This window comes from Citromicrobium bathyomarinum (assembly GCA_001306305.2).
Classification (GTDB): domain Bacteria; phylum Pseudomonadota; class Alphaproteobacteria; order Sphingomonadales; family Sphingomonadaceae; genus Alteriqipengyuania; species Alteriqipengyuania bathyomarina.
Map to the genome: position 1 here is coordinate 2,888,331 of CP155577.1, position 18,513 is coordinate 2,906,843.

The 18,513-nt window shown below is 64.9% G+C and carries 17 protein-coding genes; 7 read left to right on the forward strand and 10 right to left on the reverse strand.

Annotated features, from left to right (window positions below; all coding sequences use genetic code 11):
* The first annotated feature begins 7 nt into the window (after window positions 1–7).
* The 7 genes from VO57_014375 (at window position 8) to VO57_014405 (ending at window position 8,429) form a co-directional block, all read left to right on the forward strand.
* Window positions 8–2,866: a 2-oxoglutarate dehydrogenase E1 component gene (locus tag VO57_014375; GenBank protein XBL69303.1), complete on the forward strand. Its 2,859-nt coding sequence runs from the start codon at window positions 8–10 to the stop codon at window positions 2,864–2,866.
* A 6-nt stretch (window positions 2,867–2,872) separates the two neighbouring features.
* Window positions 2,873–4,117: a 2-oxoglutarate dehydrogenase complex dihydrolipoyllysine-residue succinyltransferase gene (odhB, locus tag VO57_014380; GenBank protein XBL69304.1), complete on the forward strand. Its 1,245-nt coding sequence runs from the start codon at window positions 2,873–2,875 to the stop codon at window positions 4,115–4,117.
* Window positions 4,118–4,223: 106 nt separating this feature from the next.
* Complete coding sequence (lpdA, locus tag VO57_014385) at window positions 4,224–5,642, forward strand: dihydrolipoyl dehydrogenase (protein XBL69305.1); 1,419 nt, start codon at window positions 4,224–4,226, stop codon at window positions 5,640–5,642.
* Between the two features lie 10 nt (window positions 5,643–5,652).
* The gene (locus VO57_014390) at window positions 5,653–6,483 is read left to right on the forward strand and encodes a hypothetical protein (protein XBL69306.1); all 831 of its coding nucleotides are present in this window, start codon (window positions 5,653–5,655) and stop codon (window positions 6,481–6,483) included.
* Window positions 6,480–6,914 carry a VOC family protein gene (locus VO57_014395; GenBank protein XBL69307.1) on the forward strand — a complete coding sequence of 145 codons (435 nt, stop codon included), beginning with the start codon at window positions 6,480–6,482 and terminating at the stop codon, window positions 6,912–6,914. Before VO57_014390 ends, VO57_014395 begins: the two co-directional genes overlap by 4 nt.
* A gap of 59 nt (window positions 6,915–6,973) precedes the next feature.
* The gene (locus VO57_014400) at window positions 6,974–7,675 is read left to right on the forward strand and encodes a PepSY domain-containing protein (GenBank protein XBL69308.1); all 702 of its coding nucleotides are present in this window, start codon (window positions 6,974–6,976) and stop codon (window positions 7,673–7,675) included.
* On the forward strand, window positions 7,662–8,429 hold the full coding sequence (locus VO57_014405) for a trimeric intracellular cation channel family protein (GenBank protein XBL69309.1): 768 nt from the start codon (window positions 7,662–7,664) through the stop codon (window positions 8,427–8,429). The genes VO57_014400 and VO57_014405 overlap by 14 nt, the downstream gene beginning before the upstream one ends.
* Window positions 8,430–8,493: 64 nt before the next feature.
* On the opposite strand, the gene VO57_014410 is transcribed toward VO57_014405, so the two are convergent.
* The 10 genes from VO57_014410 to rpsM form a co-directional block, all read right to left on the reverse strand.
* Window positions 8,494–9,216, reverse strand: coding sequence for a hypothetical protein (locus VO57_014410; GenBank protein ID XBL69310.1), 723 nt, complete (start codon window positions 9,214–9,216; stop codon window positions 8,494–8,496).
* A 137-nt stretch (window positions 9,217–9,353) separates the two neighbouring features.
* A complete protein-coding gene (locus VO57_014415; protein ID XBL69311.1) occupies window positions 9,354–9,887 on the reverse strand; it encodes a hypothetical protein in 534 nt (177 codons plus the stop codon).
* 324 nt (window positions 9,888–10,211) lie between these two features.
* Window positions 10,212–12,356 (reverse strand): prolyl oligopeptidase family serine peptidase, encoded by a 2,145-nt coding sequence (locus tag VO57_014420; protein ID XBL69312.1) that lies wholly within the window; start codon window positions 12,354–12,356, stop codon window positions 10,212–10,214.
* A gap of 83 nt (window positions 12,357–12,439) precedes the next feature.
* A complete protein-coding gene (locus VO57_014425; GenBank protein ID XBL69313.1) occupies window positions 12,440–13,876 on the reverse strand; it encodes a serine hydrolase in 1,437 nt (478 codons plus the stop codon).
* A gap of 102 nt (window positions 13,877–13,978) precedes the next feature.
* Entirely contained in the window at window positions 13,979–14,536 is a 558-nt protein-coding gene (locus VO57_014430) for a fasciclin domain-containing protein (protein XBL69314.1), read from the reverse strand.
* A 5-nt stretch (window positions 14,537–14,541) separates the two neighbouring features.
* Complete coding sequence (locus tag VO57_014435) at window positions 14,542–15,531, reverse strand: hypothetical protein (protein XBL69315.1); 990 nt, start codon at window positions 15,529–15,531, stop codon at window positions 14,542–14,544.
* Window positions 15,532–15,658: 127 nt separating this feature from the next.
* Window positions 15,659–16,081 (reverse strand): 50S ribosomal protein L17, encoded by a 423-nt coding sequence (rplQ, locus tag VO57_014440; protein XBL69316.1) that lies wholly within the window; start codon window positions 16,079–16,081, stop codon window positions 15,659–15,661.
* Window positions 16,082–16,168: 87 nt separating this feature from the next.
* Window positions 16,169–17,227 carry a DNA-directed RNA polymerase subunit alpha gene (locus VO57_014445; GenBank protein XBL69317.1) on the reverse strand — a complete coding sequence of 353 codons (1,059 nt, stop codon included), beginning with the start codon at window positions 17,225–17,227 and terminating at the stop codon, window positions 16,169–16,171.
* Window positions 17,228–17,348: 121 nt separating this feature from the next.
* Window positions 17,349–17,738, reverse strand: coding sequence for a 30S ribosomal protein S11 (gene rpsK / locus VO57_014450; protein ID XBL69318.1), 390 nt, complete (start codon window positions 17,736–17,738; stop codon window positions 17,349–17,351).
* A gap of 62 nt (window positions 17,739–17,800) precedes the next feature.
* The gene (gene rpsM, locus VO57_014455) at window positions 17,801–18,169 is read right to left on the reverse strand and encodes a 30S ribosomal protein S13 (GenBank protein ID XBL69319.1); all 369 of its coding nucleotides are present in this window, start codon (window positions 18,167–18,169) and stop codon (window positions 17,801–17,803) included.
* Between the last annotated feature and the right edge of the window lie 344 nt (window positions 18,170–18,513).

Here is an 18,513-nt window from a genome sequence, read left to right on the forward strand (position 1 = left end):
AAGTTCGATGGGTAACGAAAACCAGTCCTTCCTGCCGGAACTCGGCGATCAGGAAGCCGCGCAACCCGGCCCCAGCTGGGCCAATCCGCGCTGGCCGCTGACCGGTCTGGACAGCGAAAGCGACCTGACCCAGGCGATGGACCCGACGGCGATGAAGCTGGCGGTGAAGCAGGCCGCGCAAAAGGCGGGCAAGCCCACCGATCAGGCCAGCGTCACGCAGGCCGCCGAAGACGCGATCCGCGCGATGCTGCTGATCCGTACCTTCCGCGTGCGCGGTCACCTCGCCTCCGATCTCGACCCGCTGGGCCTGTCCAAGCGCGACCTGCCCGAAGACCTGAAGCTGGAATGGCATTTCCCGCCCGATGCGATGGATCACGAGATCTACGTCGGCGGCAATCTGGGATTGGAGTGGACCACCCCGCGCGAGCTCTACGATGTGCTCAAGGCCAATTACTGCGGCAAGGTCGGCCTCGAATACATGCATATCTCCGACGTGGAGGAGCGCCGCTTCCTCCAGGACCGGATCGAGGGCCCCGAAGAGGTCATCCAGTTCACACCCGAAGGCAAGCGCGCAATCCTGGCTGCGGTGATCCGCGGTGAGGAGTTCGAGAACTTCCTCGGCAAGAAATACGTCGGGACAAAGCGCTTCGGCCTCGACGGCGGCGAGGGAATGATCCCCGCGCTGGAGGCGGTCATCAAGTATGGCGGCCAGATGGGCGTGCGCGAGATCATCTACGGGATGGCCCACCGCGGCCGCCTGAACGTGCTCGCCAACGTGATGGCCAAGCCCTACCGCGTGATCTTCCACGAATTCTCCGGCGGCAGCGCCAATCCGGAAGACGTCGGCGGCTCGGGCGATGTGAAATACCACCTCGGCACCAGCACCGACCGCGAATTCGACGGGATCAAGGTGCATATGAGCCTGGTCCCCAACCCCAGCCACCTCGAAGCGGTGGACCCGGTGGTGCTGGGCAAGGCCCGTGCGCAGCAGGCCTTCCGTGACGATCTGGTCAAGCACGAACAGGTGCTGCCCGTGCTGATCCACGGCGATGCCGCCTTCGCCGGCCAGGGCATCGTGTGGGAGACGCTCAGCTTCTCCGGCATTCCCGGCTACAACACCGGCGGGGTCATCCACTTCGTCATCAACAACCAGATAGGCTTCACCACCAGCCCCAGGTTCGCCCGCAACTCGCCCTACCCGTCCGACGTGGCGAAGGGTGTGCAGGCGCCGATCCTGCACGTGAACGGCGACGATCCCGAAGCGGTCACCTTCGCGTGCAAGCTGGCGGTCGAATATCGCCAGCACTTCGGCCGCGACATCGTGATCGACATGTGGTGCTATCGCCGCTTCGGCCACAACGAGGGCGACGAGCCGAGCTTCACCCAGCCGCAGATGTATGCCGCGATTCGGCAGCACCCCAAGATCAGCGTGATCTATTCCGATCGCCTGCTGGCCGACGGGGTGATCGAGGACGGCTTCGTCGAAGCGCAGCGCGAAGAGTTCACCAACCACCTGCAGGAAGAATTCACCGCCGGGCAGAACTACAAGCCCAACGAGGCGGACTGGTTCGGCGGACGCTGGGCGGGCCTGAACAAGCCGGTCGATCCGGAAACCTCGCGCCGCAATGTCGAAACCGCGATCTCGACCAAGCTGTTCGACAGCCTTGGCCGCACGCTGACCACCGTGCCGGAGGATGTCTCCATCCACCGCACGCTCGGCCGCGTGCTCGACGCCAAGCGCGAGATGTTCGAGAAGGGCAAAGGCTTCGACTGGGCAACCGGAGAAGCGCTCGCCTTCGGCAGCCTCGTGTCGGAAGGCTACGGCGTGCGCCTGTCGGGCCAGGATTCAGGCCGCGGCACGTTCAGCCAGCGGCATGCGGTGTGGCACGATCAGAAGGAAGAGGGGAAGACCTACATCCCCCTCACCACCCTGCCGCACGGCAAGTTCGAGGTCTACGACAGCCCGCTGTCCGAATATGGCGTGCTCGGCTTCGAATACGGGTTTGCCCTCGCCGATCCCAAGACGCTGGTGTTGTGGGAAGCGCAATTCGGCGATTTCGCCAACGGTGCGCAGATCATGATCGACCAGTTCATCGCCAGTGGCGAGGCCAAGTGGCTGCGCGCCAACGGCCTGGTGATGCTGTTGCCGCATGGCTACGAAGGCCAGGGGCCGGAGCACTCCTCCGCCCGGCTCGAGCGGTTCCTGCAGCTGTGCGCGAACGACAATATCCAGGTGTGCAACATCACCATGCCGCACAACTATTTCCATGTGCTGCGCCGGCAGATGATGCGTCCGTTCCGCAAGCCGCTGATCATCATGACGCCCAAGAGCCTGCTGCGTCACCCGATGGCCAAGAGCCCGGCCTCGATGTTCATGGGGGATTCGCAGTTCAAGCGCATCCTTTCGGACAACAAGGAGATCGCGGACGAGAAGGTGAAGCGCCTCGTGCTGTGTTCGGGCAAGGTTGCGTTCGACCTGATGGAGAAGCGCGACGAGGAAGGCCTCGAAGACGTCTCGATCGTCCGGATCGAGCAGCTCTACCCCTTCCCCGGCGATCCGCTGGCCGTCCGTCTGGAACGGATGACCAATCTGGAAAGCGTCGTGTGGTGTCAGGAAGAGCCGCGCAACAACGGCGCATGGTTCTTCGTGAACGAGCGGATCGAGGCATCGCTGGCCGCTGCGGGCAAGGACGGCATGCGCCCGACCTATGCCGGTCGCGAAGAAGCCGCATCGCCCGCCACCGGGCTCGCCAAGCGGCACCAGGCGCAGCAGGAAGCGCTGGTGACCATCGCGCTGGGCCTCGCCGATGGCGGCGAAGCCAAGCGCGCCCTGAAGAAAAAAGAAATCGCCGAAAAGAAGGTCTGACGCATCATGGCTACCGAAATCACGGTCCCCCAACTCGGTGAATCGGTCACCGAAGGCACCATCGCCGAATGGCTCAAGCAACCCGGCGATGCCGTGGCTGTGGACGAGCCGATCGCCAGCCTGGAGACGGACAAGGTCGCCGTCGACGTGCCCTCGCCCGTTGCCGGGGTGATCGAGGAGCTGCGCGCCGAGGTGGGCGACAATGTCGAAGTCGGCGCGGTGATCGCGACGGTGAAGGAAGGCGCGGAAGCGTCCTCGGGCAAGAGCAGCGCGCCCGCGCCCAGCCCTGCACCAGCTTCCACGAAGGACGATGCCGGTCAGGCCGCCTATGGCAACCACGACGAAGGCACTGGTGATGCCGGCCAGACGCTCTCCCCCGCGGTACGCCGCGCGGTGCTGGAATACGGGGTCGACCCGAGCAGCATCAAGGGCTCCGGCAAGGACGGCCGCCTGACCAAGGAAGACGTGATCGCCGCCGCGAAGAACAAGGGCGACGACGGCGCGGCCTCGGCCCCTGCCCCGTCCGCTCCGGCAACCGCCGCTTCGGGTGAGCGCCGCGAGGAACGCGTCAAGATGACGCGGATGCGCCAGACCATCGCCAAGCGGCTCAAGGGCGCGCAGGACAACGCCGCTCTGCTAACCACCTTCAACGATGTGGACATGAGCGCGGTCATCGAAACGCGCGAGAAGTACAAGGACCTGTTCGCCAAGAAGCACGACATCAAGCTCGGCTTCATGGGCTTCTTCGCCAAGGCCGCGTGCCTTGCGCTGAAGGATGTGCCCGCCGCCAACGCCTACATCGAAGGCGACGAGATCGTGTACCACGACTTCGTCGACATCTCGGTCGCGGTCAGCGCGCCCAACGGCCTGGTCGTGCCCGTAATCCGCGATGCCGACAAGAAGGGCTTCGCGCAGATCGAGAAGGACATTGCGGACTTCGGCGCACGCGCCAAGGACGGCACGCTGACGATGGACGACATGAAGGGCGGTACCTTCACCATCTCCAACGGTGGCGTGTTCGGCTCGCTGATGTCGACCCCGATCATCAACCCGCCGCAGAGCGCGGTGCTGGGCCTCCACCGGATCGAGGATCGCCCCGTGGCGATCAACGGCAAGGTCGAAATCCGCCCGATGATGTATATCGCGCTCAGCTACGACCACCGTCTGATCGACGGGCGTGAAGCTGTGACCGCGCTCAAGATAATGAAGGAAGCGATCGAAGATCCGACCCGGATGCTGATCGACCTGTAAGACTATTTGCCGTCACCCCCGCGAAAGCGGGGGTCCCGCTCCCTATATCGGGAGCACAACGGAGAAGGCGGGGTGCCCGCTTTCTGGGGGATGACGAGAGAAGAAAATGGCTGACCACAACTACGATTACGACGTCCTTGTCATCGGCGCTGGCCCGGGCGGCTATGTCGCCGCGATCCGCGCCGCGCAGCTTGGCCTGAAGACCGCCTGCGCCGAAGGGCGCGAGACGCTGGGTGGGACCTGCCTCAATGTCGGCTGCATTCCCTCCAAGGCGATGCTGCACGCATCCGAGTATTTCGACGCGGCCAAGAACGGCGCGATGAAAGAACTCGGCATCGACGTGGAGCCCAAGCTCAACCTCGACCAGATGCACGCCCAGCGCCGCGACGCGGTGAAAGGCCTGACCGGCGGGATCGAATTCCTGTTCAAGAAGAACAAGGTCGACTGGAAGAAGGGCTACGCCACCTTCCAGGACGCGCACACGGTGAAGGTGGGCGACGAGACGGTCACCGCGAAGGACATCGTCATCGCGACCGGTTCCTCGGTCACTCCGCTCCCCGGTGTCGAGATCGACAACGACAAGTACATCGTGGTCGATAGCACCGGCGCGCTCGAACTGCCCAAGGTGCCCAAGAAGATGGTCGTCATCGGTGGCGGCGTGATCGGGCTGGAGCTTGGCTCGGTCTGGCGGCGTCTGGGTGCCGAAGTCACCTGCGTCGAATTCCTCGACGAGATCCTTCCGGGCATGGACGGCGACATCCGCAAGGAAGCGCGCAAGATCTTCAAGAAGCAGGGGATCGAGTTCAAGCTCTCGACCAAGGTCACCGGCGTCACCGTCAAGGGCAAGACCGCGACCCTGACGCTCGAACCTGCAGCGGGCGGCGACGCCGAGACGATGGAAGCCGATTGCGTCCTCGTATCGATCGGGCGCAAGCCCAACACCGACGGGCTCAGCCTCGATGCGATCGGGCTGGAAACCAACAAGCGCGGCCAGATCGAAATCGACCACGATTTCCGCACCAAGATCGACGGCGTGTGGGCGATCGGCGACTGCGTCCCCGGCCCGATGCTGGCGCACAAGGCCGAGGATGAAGGCATTGCGGTCGCGGAGAACATTGCGGGCCAGACCGGCATCGTGAACCACGCGATCATCCCGAGCGTCGTCTACACCTGGCCCGAGATCGCGGGCGTGGGCCTGACGACCGAGGAAGCCATCGAGAAGATGGGCGGCGACAAGAAGGCGGTAAAGGTCGGCAAGTTCCCCATGCTGGGCAACAGCCGCGCGAAGACCAATCACGAGCCCGACGGCTTCGTAAAGGTGATCGCCGAGGCCGAAAGCGACAAGGTGCTGGGAGTGTGGGCGATTGCCGTGCCCGCCGGCACGATGATCGCCGAAGCCGCGCTGGGCATGGAATTCGGCGCGACCTCCGAAGACATCGCCTACACCTGCCACGCCCATCCGACGCATTCCGAAGCGATGAAGGAAGCGGCGATGGCGGTTCAGGGCAAGCCGATCCACGTCTGATCGGAGAAGGATGATGGCGCAGCGTTGGGGCGAGAGATTTCCGGCGCTGCTCACCATCGCCCTGCCCGTGCTGGCGGGCCTGGCCTATATGGCGACGGGCGGAGCGCCGCAGCACTACCTGATCGTCAATGGCGGCGCGCTGGTGCTCGCCGCGCTGATCTTGCTGATCGGGCTACCGCAACTGAAGCAGCGCGGTCGCCTGATCGCGGGAATCGTGCTGCTGGTATTCTTCGCCCTGCCGCTTGTGACCGGGCCCTCGACCAACGGGATCGCGCGGTGGCTGCCGTTGGGTCCATTCATTCTCCACGCCGGGATGCTCACCATCCCCCCGCTGGTGGTGCTCGCCGCGCGCGATGAGCGGCTGGGCCCGCCGGCGCTGGCCGGGGCGCTGCTGATTGCGCTTGCCCAACCCGACTTTGCCAGCGCCTTTGCGCTCACCGGCGGGGCCGTCGGCGCCTACCAGGTGCGCAGCGACTGGCGCTTCGGGCTGGTGGTGATCGGCGGCTTCTTCATCGCCATTGCCGCTGCCTTGCAGGGCGAGCTGCCCGCCGTGCCCTTTGTCGAGCGGGTCATTATCGACGCGGTCCATACAGCGCCCCTGATGGCGGCCCTCATCGCGCTCTCGCTTGCAGGCGCAGTTCTGATCATGCTGTTCGGCACCGGCCTGCCGCGGATCGCGCGCTATCCCACGGGCATGAGCCTGTTTGGCTTCTGGCTCGCCGCGCTGATGTCCAACTACCCCACCCCGCTCGCCGGATATGGCGCGGCTGCGATTATCGGCTACGCGCTGGCCCACGCGGTTGCGTTCGCCCTGCCCGATGCGGCACAAGAACGCGCATGAGCATTCCCCCCTTTCATCTCGCCTTCCCCGTTCACGATCTCGACGCGGCGCGCAATTTCTACGGCGCGCTGCTCGGCTGCCGCGAGGGGCGCTCGGATCGCGACTGGATCGACTATGATTTCTACGGCCACCAGATCGTGGCTCACGTGGCGCCAGCCGCAGTCGCCGCGCGCGCTGCGGGAGAGGATCGCAATGCAGTCGACGGAGAGGCCGTGCCGGTGCCCCATTTCGGCGTAGTGCTGCCGATGGACCAGTGGCAGGCGCTGGCAGACCGGCTGACCGGAGCAGGTCTGGAGTTCGTGATCGAGCCAACCGTGCGCTTCAAGGGGCAGCCCGGCGAGCAGGCGACGATGTTCTTTCGCGATCCCAGCGGCAATGCGCTGGAAATCAAGGCGATGGCCGACCCGGACAAGCTTTTCGCCAAAGACTGAGCGGGCGGACCCGTCCACTCCGATTGTGCCCGGCCCGCATGGGCGATAAGGGCGCGCGGATGGCCCGCAAACCCATCATGATGCGCCTTGCCAAGTGGCATATCTGGCTCGGCTGGCTGATCGGCGTTCCGCTGCTGATGTGGACGCTGACCGGGCTGGTGATGGTCGCGCGCCCGATCGACCAAGTGCGCGGCGAGCACCTGCGCGCTGAAGTGACAGAGCGTGCGTTACCCCCGCAGCTGGCGCTGCCCGCGATCCCCGATGGACAGCCGCGCCCGGTGGAGATTACGATCCGCTATGGCGACAGCGGCCCCGTCGCGCTGGCCAGGTTTGCGGACGGATCGCTGCGGCGCTTCTCGGCGGAAAGCGGCGCTCTGCTCCCCGAACTCTCGGCAAGCGATGCACGCGCGGTACTCGCCGGGAGGATCGTGACCGACAGTCCGCTCAAGGAACTGCGCAAGTTCGACGCCGACGAACCGCCGTTCGATTTCCGCCGCCCTGTCGACGTGTGGCGCGGCGAGTACGAGGATGGCACGCGCGTCTATATCGGCCGGCAGAGCGGCGCGGTGGAGGCGGTGCGCACGCCCTTCTGGCGGCTGTTCGATTTCATGTGGGGTCTGCACATCATGGATCTGCAAACCCGCGAGGATACCAGCCACCCGATCCTGATCGCATTCGCCGCGCTGGGCGCGATCGGATCGCTGATGGGGATCGTCCTGCTGTTCCGGCGCAGAAGGAGCAAACGCCGTGCCCGTAACTGAAGCCGCCGTGATCCTGACCCCCGTGCTCGACTGGCTGGATCTGGTCGGGGTCGCCGTGTTCGCGCTATCCGGCGCGCTGATCGCCGCGCGCGAGCGGCAGACTTTCGTGACGATGGGCTTCTTTGCGCTGATGACCGGCGTCGGGGGCGGCACCGTGCGCGATCTGCTGATCGACGCGCCGGTCTTCTGGGTTCGCCATCCGTGGTACGCGGCGGTGTGTATTTCGATGGCCGCGATCGTGTGGAACACGCCGACCCGCTGGTGGCAGGGCAAGCTGTTCGACTACGCCGACGGCGTCGGGCTGGCAGCCTATTCGGTGCTCGGCGCGGCCAAGGCGATGAGCTACGGCCTGCCGCCGATCTCGGCCACGATCATGGGGATCATCACCGGCACTGTGGGTGGGACCATTCGCGATGTGATCGCGGGCCGCCCGTCGATCCTAATGCGGCCCGAGCTTTACGTGACGGCAGCCGCCCTGTCGGCGACCTTGTGCAGCTTCGGGATGTGGCTGTTCGACCCGCACGGGCTGAGCGACTGGGTGGTCTGGGCCATTGCGGCGTTTGCCGGCCTGGTGCTGCGCAGCGCGGCGATCCGATACAACTTAGGCCTGCCCGCGTTCCACGAACGTGAAATGGCCAGCGACCGCGAGACCGAGATCGGCGCGGAAGCGGTGGCCGAGGCGATTTCGCCGGAGAGCGACGGGATTTTCTTCGAGGAGGAAGCCCTGCCCCAGGAAGAACCCCCCCGAACCTGACGTGAGTCTGAGGTTAGGGGGTCTCTCGATCATCCCTGCGGCGGGGAAAGCCTAGCGGGCCCGATCAATAAGGCTCGCCGTAGCCATCGTCCGGGTCGCCATCGTAGTCGTCGTAGTCCTCGCCCGGCACCGGCCCGCCGGGATAGGCAGGCTGCGCGGTGCTTCCCTGTGGGGGGTAGCCATAGCTCTGCGTCGAATAGGTGTTGCCGCGCGCGCGGGCATAGGCCTCGTCCGAATACTGCGAGTCGCCGTACCCCTGGTCCGACTGGTAGCCATCGTAGCCCTGGTAGCCGCGACCATAGCGGACATCGAGGACCTGCCCCGAACGGTTGACGCGGCAGGTAAAGCCGCTGCCGTCATAGGTCGTGCCGGTCACCGAATAGCCGCTGCCGGTCCGCCCGACATTGTCGACCGAGCCGACGCGCGACTGGCGCTCTACGCGGGAGATACAGCGGTCCACCGCCCGGTCGAACTCGTCGTTGCGGACATAGTCCCGATCATCCCGGTCGGAGCTGGTCGCTGCGCTCGCGATCGCGAAGATGCCGCCCAGGATCAGCGCCCCTGCGATCACATCGCCAGCATCCACCCCACCGCCGCGATGGCGACGGTGATAGCGATAGCGGCGATATTGCTGCGCCTCGTCCACACCAAAGTCAGAACCGGCGACCGCGACAGGCGCGATCTGCGCGGCGGGCTGAGCCACCGGAGGCAACTGGGCTGCCTGTACCGGTGAGAGAGCCAGCGCCGCAGTGGCACCGGCTAGCGAAAACGTGGTCAGTTGGCGCATTGTCCTGTTGTCTTTCATGCAATCCGGAGAGAACCCCGGCGCGACCGTGGAATCGGGAATAGGCGGCCAGCCCTGTCATAGGGCTGAACCGCCTTTCCCCCTGTCGCTACGCGAACGTCGCGACGAACTGGCGCGGGTCAGATCCGGTTGAGACCACGGATCCCGCGATAATCGATGTCAACCACCCGGCCGCGACGGATTTCGCAGCTGAACCGGCCGCTGTCGCCGCGACGGTTATAGCCGCGCCGGTCGTAACCGCGACGCTGGTCGCGATAGCCGCGCGCACCATCGACCTCGATCCGGCCGGTGATGTTCCAGCCACGGCGGGTGTCGCGAACCCGGTTGATGTCGACCACATTGGCATAGCGATAGCCCGCCCGGCGGGCCTGATTCTCGGCAACGCGGACGCACTTGTTGATCGCGCGGCGCGGGTTGCCGTTGGAACGGTAGTAATTGTCGCGATAACGGTTGTCGCGATAGCGGTCGCGGTCTCCGGCGGAAGCGATCGCGGCGATCCCGCCGATGATCAGCGCGCCGGCGATGACTTCGCCCGCGCTGATCCCGTCATTGTCGCGGTCGCGATAGCGCTGGGCATCGGCAGGGGCGGCGGTGGTGAAGGCCATGGCGCCCGCGGCAGCGGTGCACAGGGCGGCCTTGGTGAAGCTTTGCATTGTGTGTCTCCTCACTGTGGTGCCGAGCGCCATTGCCCGAACACCAGCTGTTCTAGAGACCACCCGGTGAGGTGTGACTGAATTGCGGCGAAAGCCATTGTTAATACAAATGGCTCCAAACCTGAACGAGCAGAATTCCGCGGTTTCCTGTGGTTTACCGCTGGTTTTACAACATGATTTGTATCGGAAACGTCGCCGAGGCCCGTCTCGCAATGCTGCTTCGTTAAGCTTGGTTCAGCAAGCCAAAGCGCCATTTCGACTCGCGATGCGCGCTCGAAACACGAAGCGGAGCCCGAAGGCCCCGCTTCGCTCGAATTGCCTGCCCTACTTCTCGATTTCGAGCCCTGTGAACGCGGCGAGGAAGGCGAGCACGTCGGCCGCTTCCTCTATCGCCTTGTCGGTCGGCTTGCCCGAACCGTGGCCCGCGCGGGTCTCGATCCGGATCAGCTGCGGCTTGTCGCCCAGGTCCGCCGCCTGCAGCGCGGCGGTGTACTTGAAGCTGTGGCCCGGAACCACGCGGTCGTCGGTATCGGCGGTGGTCACCAGCAGCGCGGGGTAATCCACGCCCGAACGGATGTTGTGGTACGGCGAATAGGCGCGCAAAACCTTCCAGTCGGCTTCCTTGCTGGGATAGCCATAATCGTCGACCCAGTAGCGACCGGCGGTGAACTGGTCGAAGCGCAGCATGTCCATCACGCCGACGGCAGCATTGCCCGCCGCGAACAGATCGGGCCGCTGGTTGGTCACCGCGCCGATCAGCAGGCCGCCGTTCGATCCACCCTGGATCGCAAGACCATCCTCCGGCGTGATCCCCTGATCGATCAGGTATTCACCTGCAGCGATGAAATCGTCGAACACGTTCTGCTTGTTGTTCAGCCGCCCTGCATCGTGCCACGCCTTACCGTATTCGCCGCCGCCACGGATGTTGGCGACGACATAGGCACCACCCGATTCGACCCATGCGAGGCGCGAGGGGCTGAAGCCCGGCGTCAGCGAAATGTTGAACCCGCCATAGCCATAGAGCAGCGTCGGCACGGCCTTCCCGCTCTCGGCCACGGCCTTGCTGCGGACCAGGAACATCGGCACGCGGGTGCCATCCTTCGAGGTGTAGAACTTCTGTTCGACCACGAAATCATCCGGATCGAAGGAGACTTCGGGCTGGGCCCAGATCGTGCTCTCACCGCTCGCGACATCATAGCGGTAGATGGTCGTCGGGCGGTTGTAGCTGGAGAAGGCGTAAAACGTCTCGGTCTGCTCCGGGTCGCCGCCGAAGCCGCCCGCGCTACCGATCCCCGGCAGTGAGACCTCGCCCTGCGGCGTGCCGTCCAGCCCGAACACCTCGATCTTGCTCTTGGCATCGACCAGGTAACTCGCGATCAGCTTGCCGCCGACCAGCGACACCCCGTCGAGCGTCTGCTCGCTTTCGGGGATCACCGTGCTCCAGCCCTGCTGCGGCGCGGTGACATCCACCGTAACCACCTTCTTTAGCGGCGCATCATCGTTGGTGACGAAGAAGAACCGGCTGCCGAGGTTGCCGACATAGGAATAGTTGTTCTCGAACCCCGGCACCAAAGTCATCGGGTCGGCATCGGCGCGCTCCAGATCGATCAGCGTCACTTCGTAGCGATCGTCGGTCCCGCTGGAGCTGGTGACGACCAGCCACCGGCCATCGTCGCTCACCTGCGCGGTGTGGTTCAGCTCGGGCTGGTCGGGCGTCTCATAGACCAGCGTGTCGGCATCCTGTTCGGTGCCGAGCGTGTGGAAATAGACCTGCTGGTTGGTATTGAGCGCCTGGAACGTCTCGCCCTCCCCCGTCGCGGGGAAGCGGCTGTAGTAGAAGCCGCTGCCGTCCTTCGCCCAGTCGAGATTGGAGAACTTCACCCATTCGACCGTATCGGGCAGCACCGTGCCGGTGGCGACATCCATCACCTTGACCGTGCGCCAGTCGCTGCCGCCATCCTGGATCGCGTAGAGCAGCTTGGTGCCATCATCGGTGATCGCGTAATCGGCGAGCGCGGTGGCATCGTCTTCCGACCATTCATTAGGGTCGATCAGCACGCGTGCTTCGCCATCCAGCCCGTCGCGCACATAGAGCACGCTCTGGTTCTGCAGGCCGTTATTGCGGGTGTAGAAATAGTGCCCGTCCTTGTCGGTCGGCAGGCCGAAGCGCTCGTAATCGGTCAGCTGCGTGATCCGCTTCTTCAGCACATCGCGCCCAGGCAGCTGAGCGAGGAACGCGTCGGTCACGGCATTCTCGCGCGCGACCCAGTCGGCGACTTCCTGGTCCTCGCGGACATCGTTCTCCAGCCAGCGATAGGGATCGGCGACCTGCTGGCCGAACTGCTCTTCCACGACATCGCCGGTGCGGGTTTCGGGATAGTCGGGCGCGGTCAGATCCTGCGCGGCGGCGGGCATCGCGACCGCAACCAGTGCGGTGGCGGCTCCGGTAAGAAGGCTGTTGCGAAGCATGGGGTGGCGTCCTCTCGTTGGTCGGGGAAACTGGTGCAGGATATCTAGTCGATGGCGGGCAGCGTGCAACTCGCTGCGCAGGATCACTCCATCGCGGCGAGCACGTCGCGGGTGAAGGCGATGATGTCGAACCGGGTGCCGACCGGGTCTTCCCCGCGCCGGACGATCACCACCTCGCGGCTCGGCACCACGACGACATATTGCCCGCGGTTGCCCATCGCGGCGAAGGTGTCCGGCGGGATACCCTCGCTCTTGTTCATCAGCCACCAGCCCGCGCCATAGCCCAGCTCGCCATCAGGCTGCGGCCCGCTGGGCGTGGAGACATACTCCCGCCAGTTCTCGGGCAGCAGGCGCTTGCCGCTCTGCGTCACGCCGTCGTCCAGATAGAGCTGGCCGAGCTTCGCCAGATCGTCCGCGGTCGCCCACACCTGGCTCGACAGGATATAGTCCGTCCCCCAGTCGGTCTCCGCGACCGTGCCGGTCATCCCGATATCGCTGAACAGGTGGGCGGGATCATAGGTATCGAACGTATCCTCGATCGCCTTGACCGCCATCAGCGTGTCGTTGTTGGCATAGCGGAACACGGTCCCCGGCTCGTGGAGCAGCGGCCATCCGGTCGCGCTCTCCGCCACCAGCGCGCCGCCCATGTAGAGCGGGTCGGTCCGATTGCCCGGCGTATCGCTGTACCGGCCCGAGGCCATGCGCAGGAAATTGTCGATCGTGATGCTCCGCCGCGCGTCCCACCGCCACCGGTCGAAGGCGAGCCCGTCGGTCACCTGCGCATCGCCGCGCTGGACCGCCGCGCCGATCAGCGTCGCGGCAATGCTCTTGGCGACAGACCAGGTACGCTGGGGCGTGTCCATGCCGAAGCCGGGGGCGTATCGCCCCTGCCCGATCACTCCATCGCCGCCGTCCCCGTGGCGAAGCACAACGGCGGTGGTTCTCGCGCCCTCGCCATAGTCCGGGGTGAAGGCACGCCCGATCACTTTGTCGAGCGCGCTTGGCGGGGCCTTCGGCGTCCGCTCACCTGTCTCGACCGCCACGATCGGGATTGTCAGACCAGCGCCACGTCGCGTCGCATCGGCGCTCGCCTGCTCCTCGCCCGGCCGGGGCGGCACGCGCATTTCCGGCGTGGGAGCCTCCAGCCCGATCGGCGCGAGGCGGCAGCCCTGATCGTGCGAGGCTTCCGCGAAGCGCGGCGGCATGTCGTCCGCCCAGTCCACCTCGACCAGCGCCACGCGACCTGCGGCATCGGGCAGGATCGAATAGTCGAGATCGCCGATGATGGCGTCGATCCGCGGATAGATGCCGGTCAGCTCCCACGCCTCGACGCTCTCTGGCGTCCGCTCCGCCCCGTTGCGCTGCGCATTGGCGAGAGCGCTGCACAGGAACAGCGCCTTGTAACCGGCGGCAAGCGCACGGTCGTAACGCGCATCGAGCTGTTCCTGCGTGGTCGACTGTGCCGCAAGCGAGGCAGGCAGGGCGAGTGCCGCAAGCGCGGCGAGGCTGGTCCGGATCATGGCGCGCGAGTGTGCCACAGCAATGCCGAAAGGGAAGCCTGCACACGAAAAAGGGGCCGGAGGAATGCCCCCGGCCCCTTGTCTCCTGCCTCGCGGATCGGATCAGTTCTCGGGCGGGATGAAACCGTCGATCACGTAGACCACGCCATTCGACGCCGCTTCCGCGATCTTGGTCAGGTGTGGGGCGTCATCGCCATCGCCGACGAGGATCTGCCCGTCGATCTTGCGCACCTGGATGGGCTCGTCCGCGACGCTCGCCAATTCGATAGAGCCGCCGTTTTGGTCGAGCGCCCTGTCCAGATCCTCGCGCGATATCGCACCGACTGCCAGATGGCCGCGCAGAAGCGCGATCACCTCAGGCCTGCCTTCATCGGAGCGAAGCCGCTCCAGATCGCCCTCGGGCAGCGCAGCGAAGGCCGCGTTGCTCGGCAGGAAGGCGGTATAGGAACCCGCTCCGTCGAAGGGATCTTCCAGACCTGCATTGCCGATCACCTCGGCAGCGGTCGAAAGGTCGTCGATCCCGGCGATGGTGGCGGCCAGATCTTGCGAGCCTGCCGTGGCAGTGGATTCGACGGGATCGGCCGCCTCGTCTGCGGCACCGCACCCGGCCAGCATGAGGGAAAGCGCGCCCAGTGCGGGGATGATCGTCTTCTTCATCATTGTCCTCACGTCAAAAGATCGATGACCGCAGCGACAACGCGGGTCGTGGGGTCGACCTGGTAAACATAGCCGTCGCTGTAGCGATACATCGCATCGGGTCCATCGCGATATCGATCGCGATAGGCGTAAGGCACATTATATGCATCGTACCCCGCAGGCAGGCGCTGGCCGACAGTGATGTCGTCACCCGTCAGAAGTGCGGCAATACCCATGATCGCCTGATCCTTCGGGTCGACCGAGAACAGCGTCTGGTCAGCGTAGTAATAGCGGGCGTCCGAGTTGCGCCCGAAATAGTCCGCGTAATAGGTGGGTGCCTGGTACTGATCATAGGCGGTTGGCCACTGGTTGCCGCTGAAGAGAGCACCGCCAACCAGCGGAACCAGCGCATCGATCACGCCCCCGCGCGAGGGACGGTAGGCGTAGCCGTCGTAATACTGCCAGTCGCTGCCCGAAAGCTGCGGATAGGCCGAGCCGTAGTAGCCGCCGAAGCGCTCGCTCCGCAGCTTCTTGGCCTGCCCGGGCGGCTGACAGCCATTGTTCTTCTTGGCGAGCCCCGGCGGGCAGAAGCCGCGCAGCGGGCGATCCGTGCGGTCGAACCGGGTGAGCACTTCGCGAGCATCGCCGCCCAGGCGATCGGTCACCTCGCGTGCGGCACGATTGGCACCGCGCCGGACCTCGTCCTCGATACGCCGATCGACCCGTCGATCCAGCTCGCGCTCGAGGCGGTCGGTCGGATTGCCACGCTGAGCCACCGGAGCCGGGCCCTGTCCGCGCTCGGCCTTGCCGTTGCCCGGCCCGTTTCCGTTGCCCCGCATCGCGGGCGGGCCGCCGCGCGGGTTGCCCGAATTGCCCTTGCCTGCGCCCGGGCCCTTCCCGGGATTGGCCTTGGCACCCTGGCTATTTCCATTGCCGTTTCCATTCCCGTTGTTCTGGGCAAGCACGGGCACGGCGAGCGCGAGCGCGAGTGCGCTCGACGCAGCGATTGCAATACGCATGTCGTTTCTCCTTGGTGAGAGAAACCGCGCTTCGCCGATTTGGGTTCCGTAAGTGTCGCGGCCCAAAGGAAAAGGGCCGCGCGGGTTGCCCCGGCGGCCCTTCTCAAACTGGTCTTGCGACCCGCGCTTACGCGTCGTCGTATTCGTCTTCCTCGGTCATCACCGGGCCGGAATCGAGGCCCTTGGCATCTTCGTCGCGATCGACGAATTCGATGATCGCGAGCTGCGCGCTGTCCGAAGCGCGGTAGCCTGCTTTGACGATACGGGTGTAACCGCCTTCACGGTCCGAATAGCGCTCCGCCAGAACGTCGAACAGCTTCTTCAGCTGGGTTTCGTCCTGCAGACGGCCCATCGCGAGGCGACGGTTGGAAAGGCCGCCACGCTTGGCCAGCGTGATCAGCTTTTCGATGTAGGGGCGCAGTTCCTTCGCCTTGGGCAGCGTGGTGACGATCTGCTCGTGCTTGATCAGCGCGGCCGACATGTTGCGGAACATGGCGGTGCGGTGGCCAGACTTGCGACCAAGCTTACGCTGCGAAATACCGTGACGCATTATTCAATCCTTCGTTTGTAAGGGGGCCGTACGAGGTACCCCGGTACGGGCCGGAATTGCGGGTCCGGCCCATGCCCGTAAGCGGAGTTAGCCCAGCAGTTCCTGTTCGAGCTTCTTGGCCATTTCCTCGATGTTCTCCGGCGGCCAGCCCGGGATGTCCATCCCGAGGCGCAGGCCCATGCTGGAGAGTACTTCCTTGATCTCGTTGAGCGACTTGCGGCCGAAGTTCGGCGTGCGCAGCATCTCGGCCTCGGTCTTCTGGACCAGATCGCCGATGTAGATGATGTTGTCGTTCTTGAGGCAGTTGGCCGAACGCACCGACAGTTCCAGCTCGTCGACCTTCTTGAGGAGGTAACGGTTAAGCTGGTTGGCGTCCGATTCCTGCGGCTCTGCGGCCATCCCGATCATCGGGCTGGAAGGCTGCGGAATGCCGTCTTCGAAGTGGACGAACAGGGTCAGCTGGTCCTGCAGGATGCGCGCGGCGTAGGCCACGGCGTCTTCAGGGGTGACGGTGCCGTCGGTTTCGATGGTCAGGTTGAGCTTGTCGTAGTCCAGTTCCTGGCCCACGCGAGCATTCTCGACCTTGTAGCTCACCTGCTTGATCGGCGAGTAGAGCGAGTCGACCGGGATCAGACCGATCGGCGCATCGGCCGGGCGGTTCTGCACGGCAGGGACGTAGCCCTTGCCGGTATCCGCGGTCAGTTCCATGTTCAGCGTCGCGCCTTCGTCGAGCTGACAGATCACGAGATCCTTGTTCAGGATCTCGATGTCGCCGGAAACGGCAATGTCGCCTGCCTTGACGGCCCCCGGACCGGTCGCGGAAAGCTGCAGGCGCTTGGGGCCCTCGCCTTCCATCTTGAGCGCGATCTGCTTCACGTTCAGGACGATGTCGGTCACATCTTCACGAACGCCAGCGAGGCTGGAGAATTCGTGGAGCACGTTCTCGATCTTGATCGAGGTGATCGCGGCACCCTGAAGCGAGGAGAGCAGCACGCGGCGCAGGGCATTGCCCAGCGTCAGGCCGAATCCGCGCTCGAGCGGTTCGGCGACGAAGGTTGCCTTGCGCTTCTTGTCGGCGCCGGTGTCCTTCAATTCGAGCGAGGTGGGCTTTTTCAGTTCCTGCCAGTTCTTGGTGTTGACGGCCATGGATGTCCCCTAGGAATGCAAGATCGGCTGGGGCCGGGCGCTTCTCGGTGGGGGGAAGAAGCGTGACCGGCCCGGAAAATGTCGGCGGAGGGAACGGCTCCCACCGCCGGGCAGGATCAGGTCAGACGCGACGCCGCTTGGACGGACGGACCCCGTTATGCGGAATCGGCGTCACATCGCGGATGCTGGTGATGGTAAAGCCCACCGCCTGCAGCGCACGCAGCGCGCTTTCGCGGCCCGAACCCGGTCCCTTTACTTCGACTTCCAGCGTGCGGACGCCGTGTTCGGCGGCCTTCTTGCCGGCATCGTCCGCCGCGACCTGTGCGGCGTAGGGAGTCGACTTGCGGCTGCCCTTGAAGCCCATCATCCCGGCGCTGGACCAGCTGATCGCATTGCCCTGCGCATCGGTGATGGTGATCATGGTGTTGTTGAAGCTGGCGTTGACGTGCGCCACGCCGCTGGAGATGTTTTTCCGCTCGCGGCGCCGAATGCGGCCTGGTTCGCGTGCCATTGGATATTCCCCTTAAGGAAAGAAAGACAGAAGAGAGACGAAGTGAAGCGCTGTTCGCGCGCTTACTTCTTCTTGCCGGCGATCGGCTTGGCCTTGCCCTTGCGGGTGCGCGCATTGGTGTGCGTGCGCTGGCCGCGAACGGGCAGACCGGCGCGATGGCGCAGGCCGCGGTAGGAACGAAGGTCCATCAGACGCTTGATGTTCATCGCGGTCTGACGGCGAAGGTCGCCTTCCACCGTGTGCTCTTCGTCGATCGTTTCACGGATCCGCAGCACTTCCTCGTCGGTGAGGTCCTGCACGCGGGTCTTGTGATCAATGCCGAGCTTGTCGGCGATCTCGACGGCCTTGGTCCGGCCGATTCCGTGAATATAGGTAAGCGCAATGATCACGCGCTTGTTGGTGGGGATATTTACCCCGGCAATACGAGCCACTTACTTCTCCATGCTCCACAGGGGCTTGGCGATCCGCAACAGCGGTGCACCCCTATCTCATCGCGAGTTTCATCGGTTCGCTGCATCACCGCCATCCGGACGGACAAAAACCGGCAGGCGCGAAGACCGGGCCGGTGCTGCAATGATGCAATGAATCGGACGAACGGCGCACATAGGCGTGAGAGCGCATAGCGTCAACAGCTACGCGCGAATAATCGCGCCGGCCGCGAAAGCGACCATACGCGACCCTGTTCGTGAGACCGAATCTAGCCCGTGTGCGGGGCTCTGTCAAAACCGGCGTGCGGCAGATGTCCCCCACAACTGCGCGGCACAGCCGCCGCTCG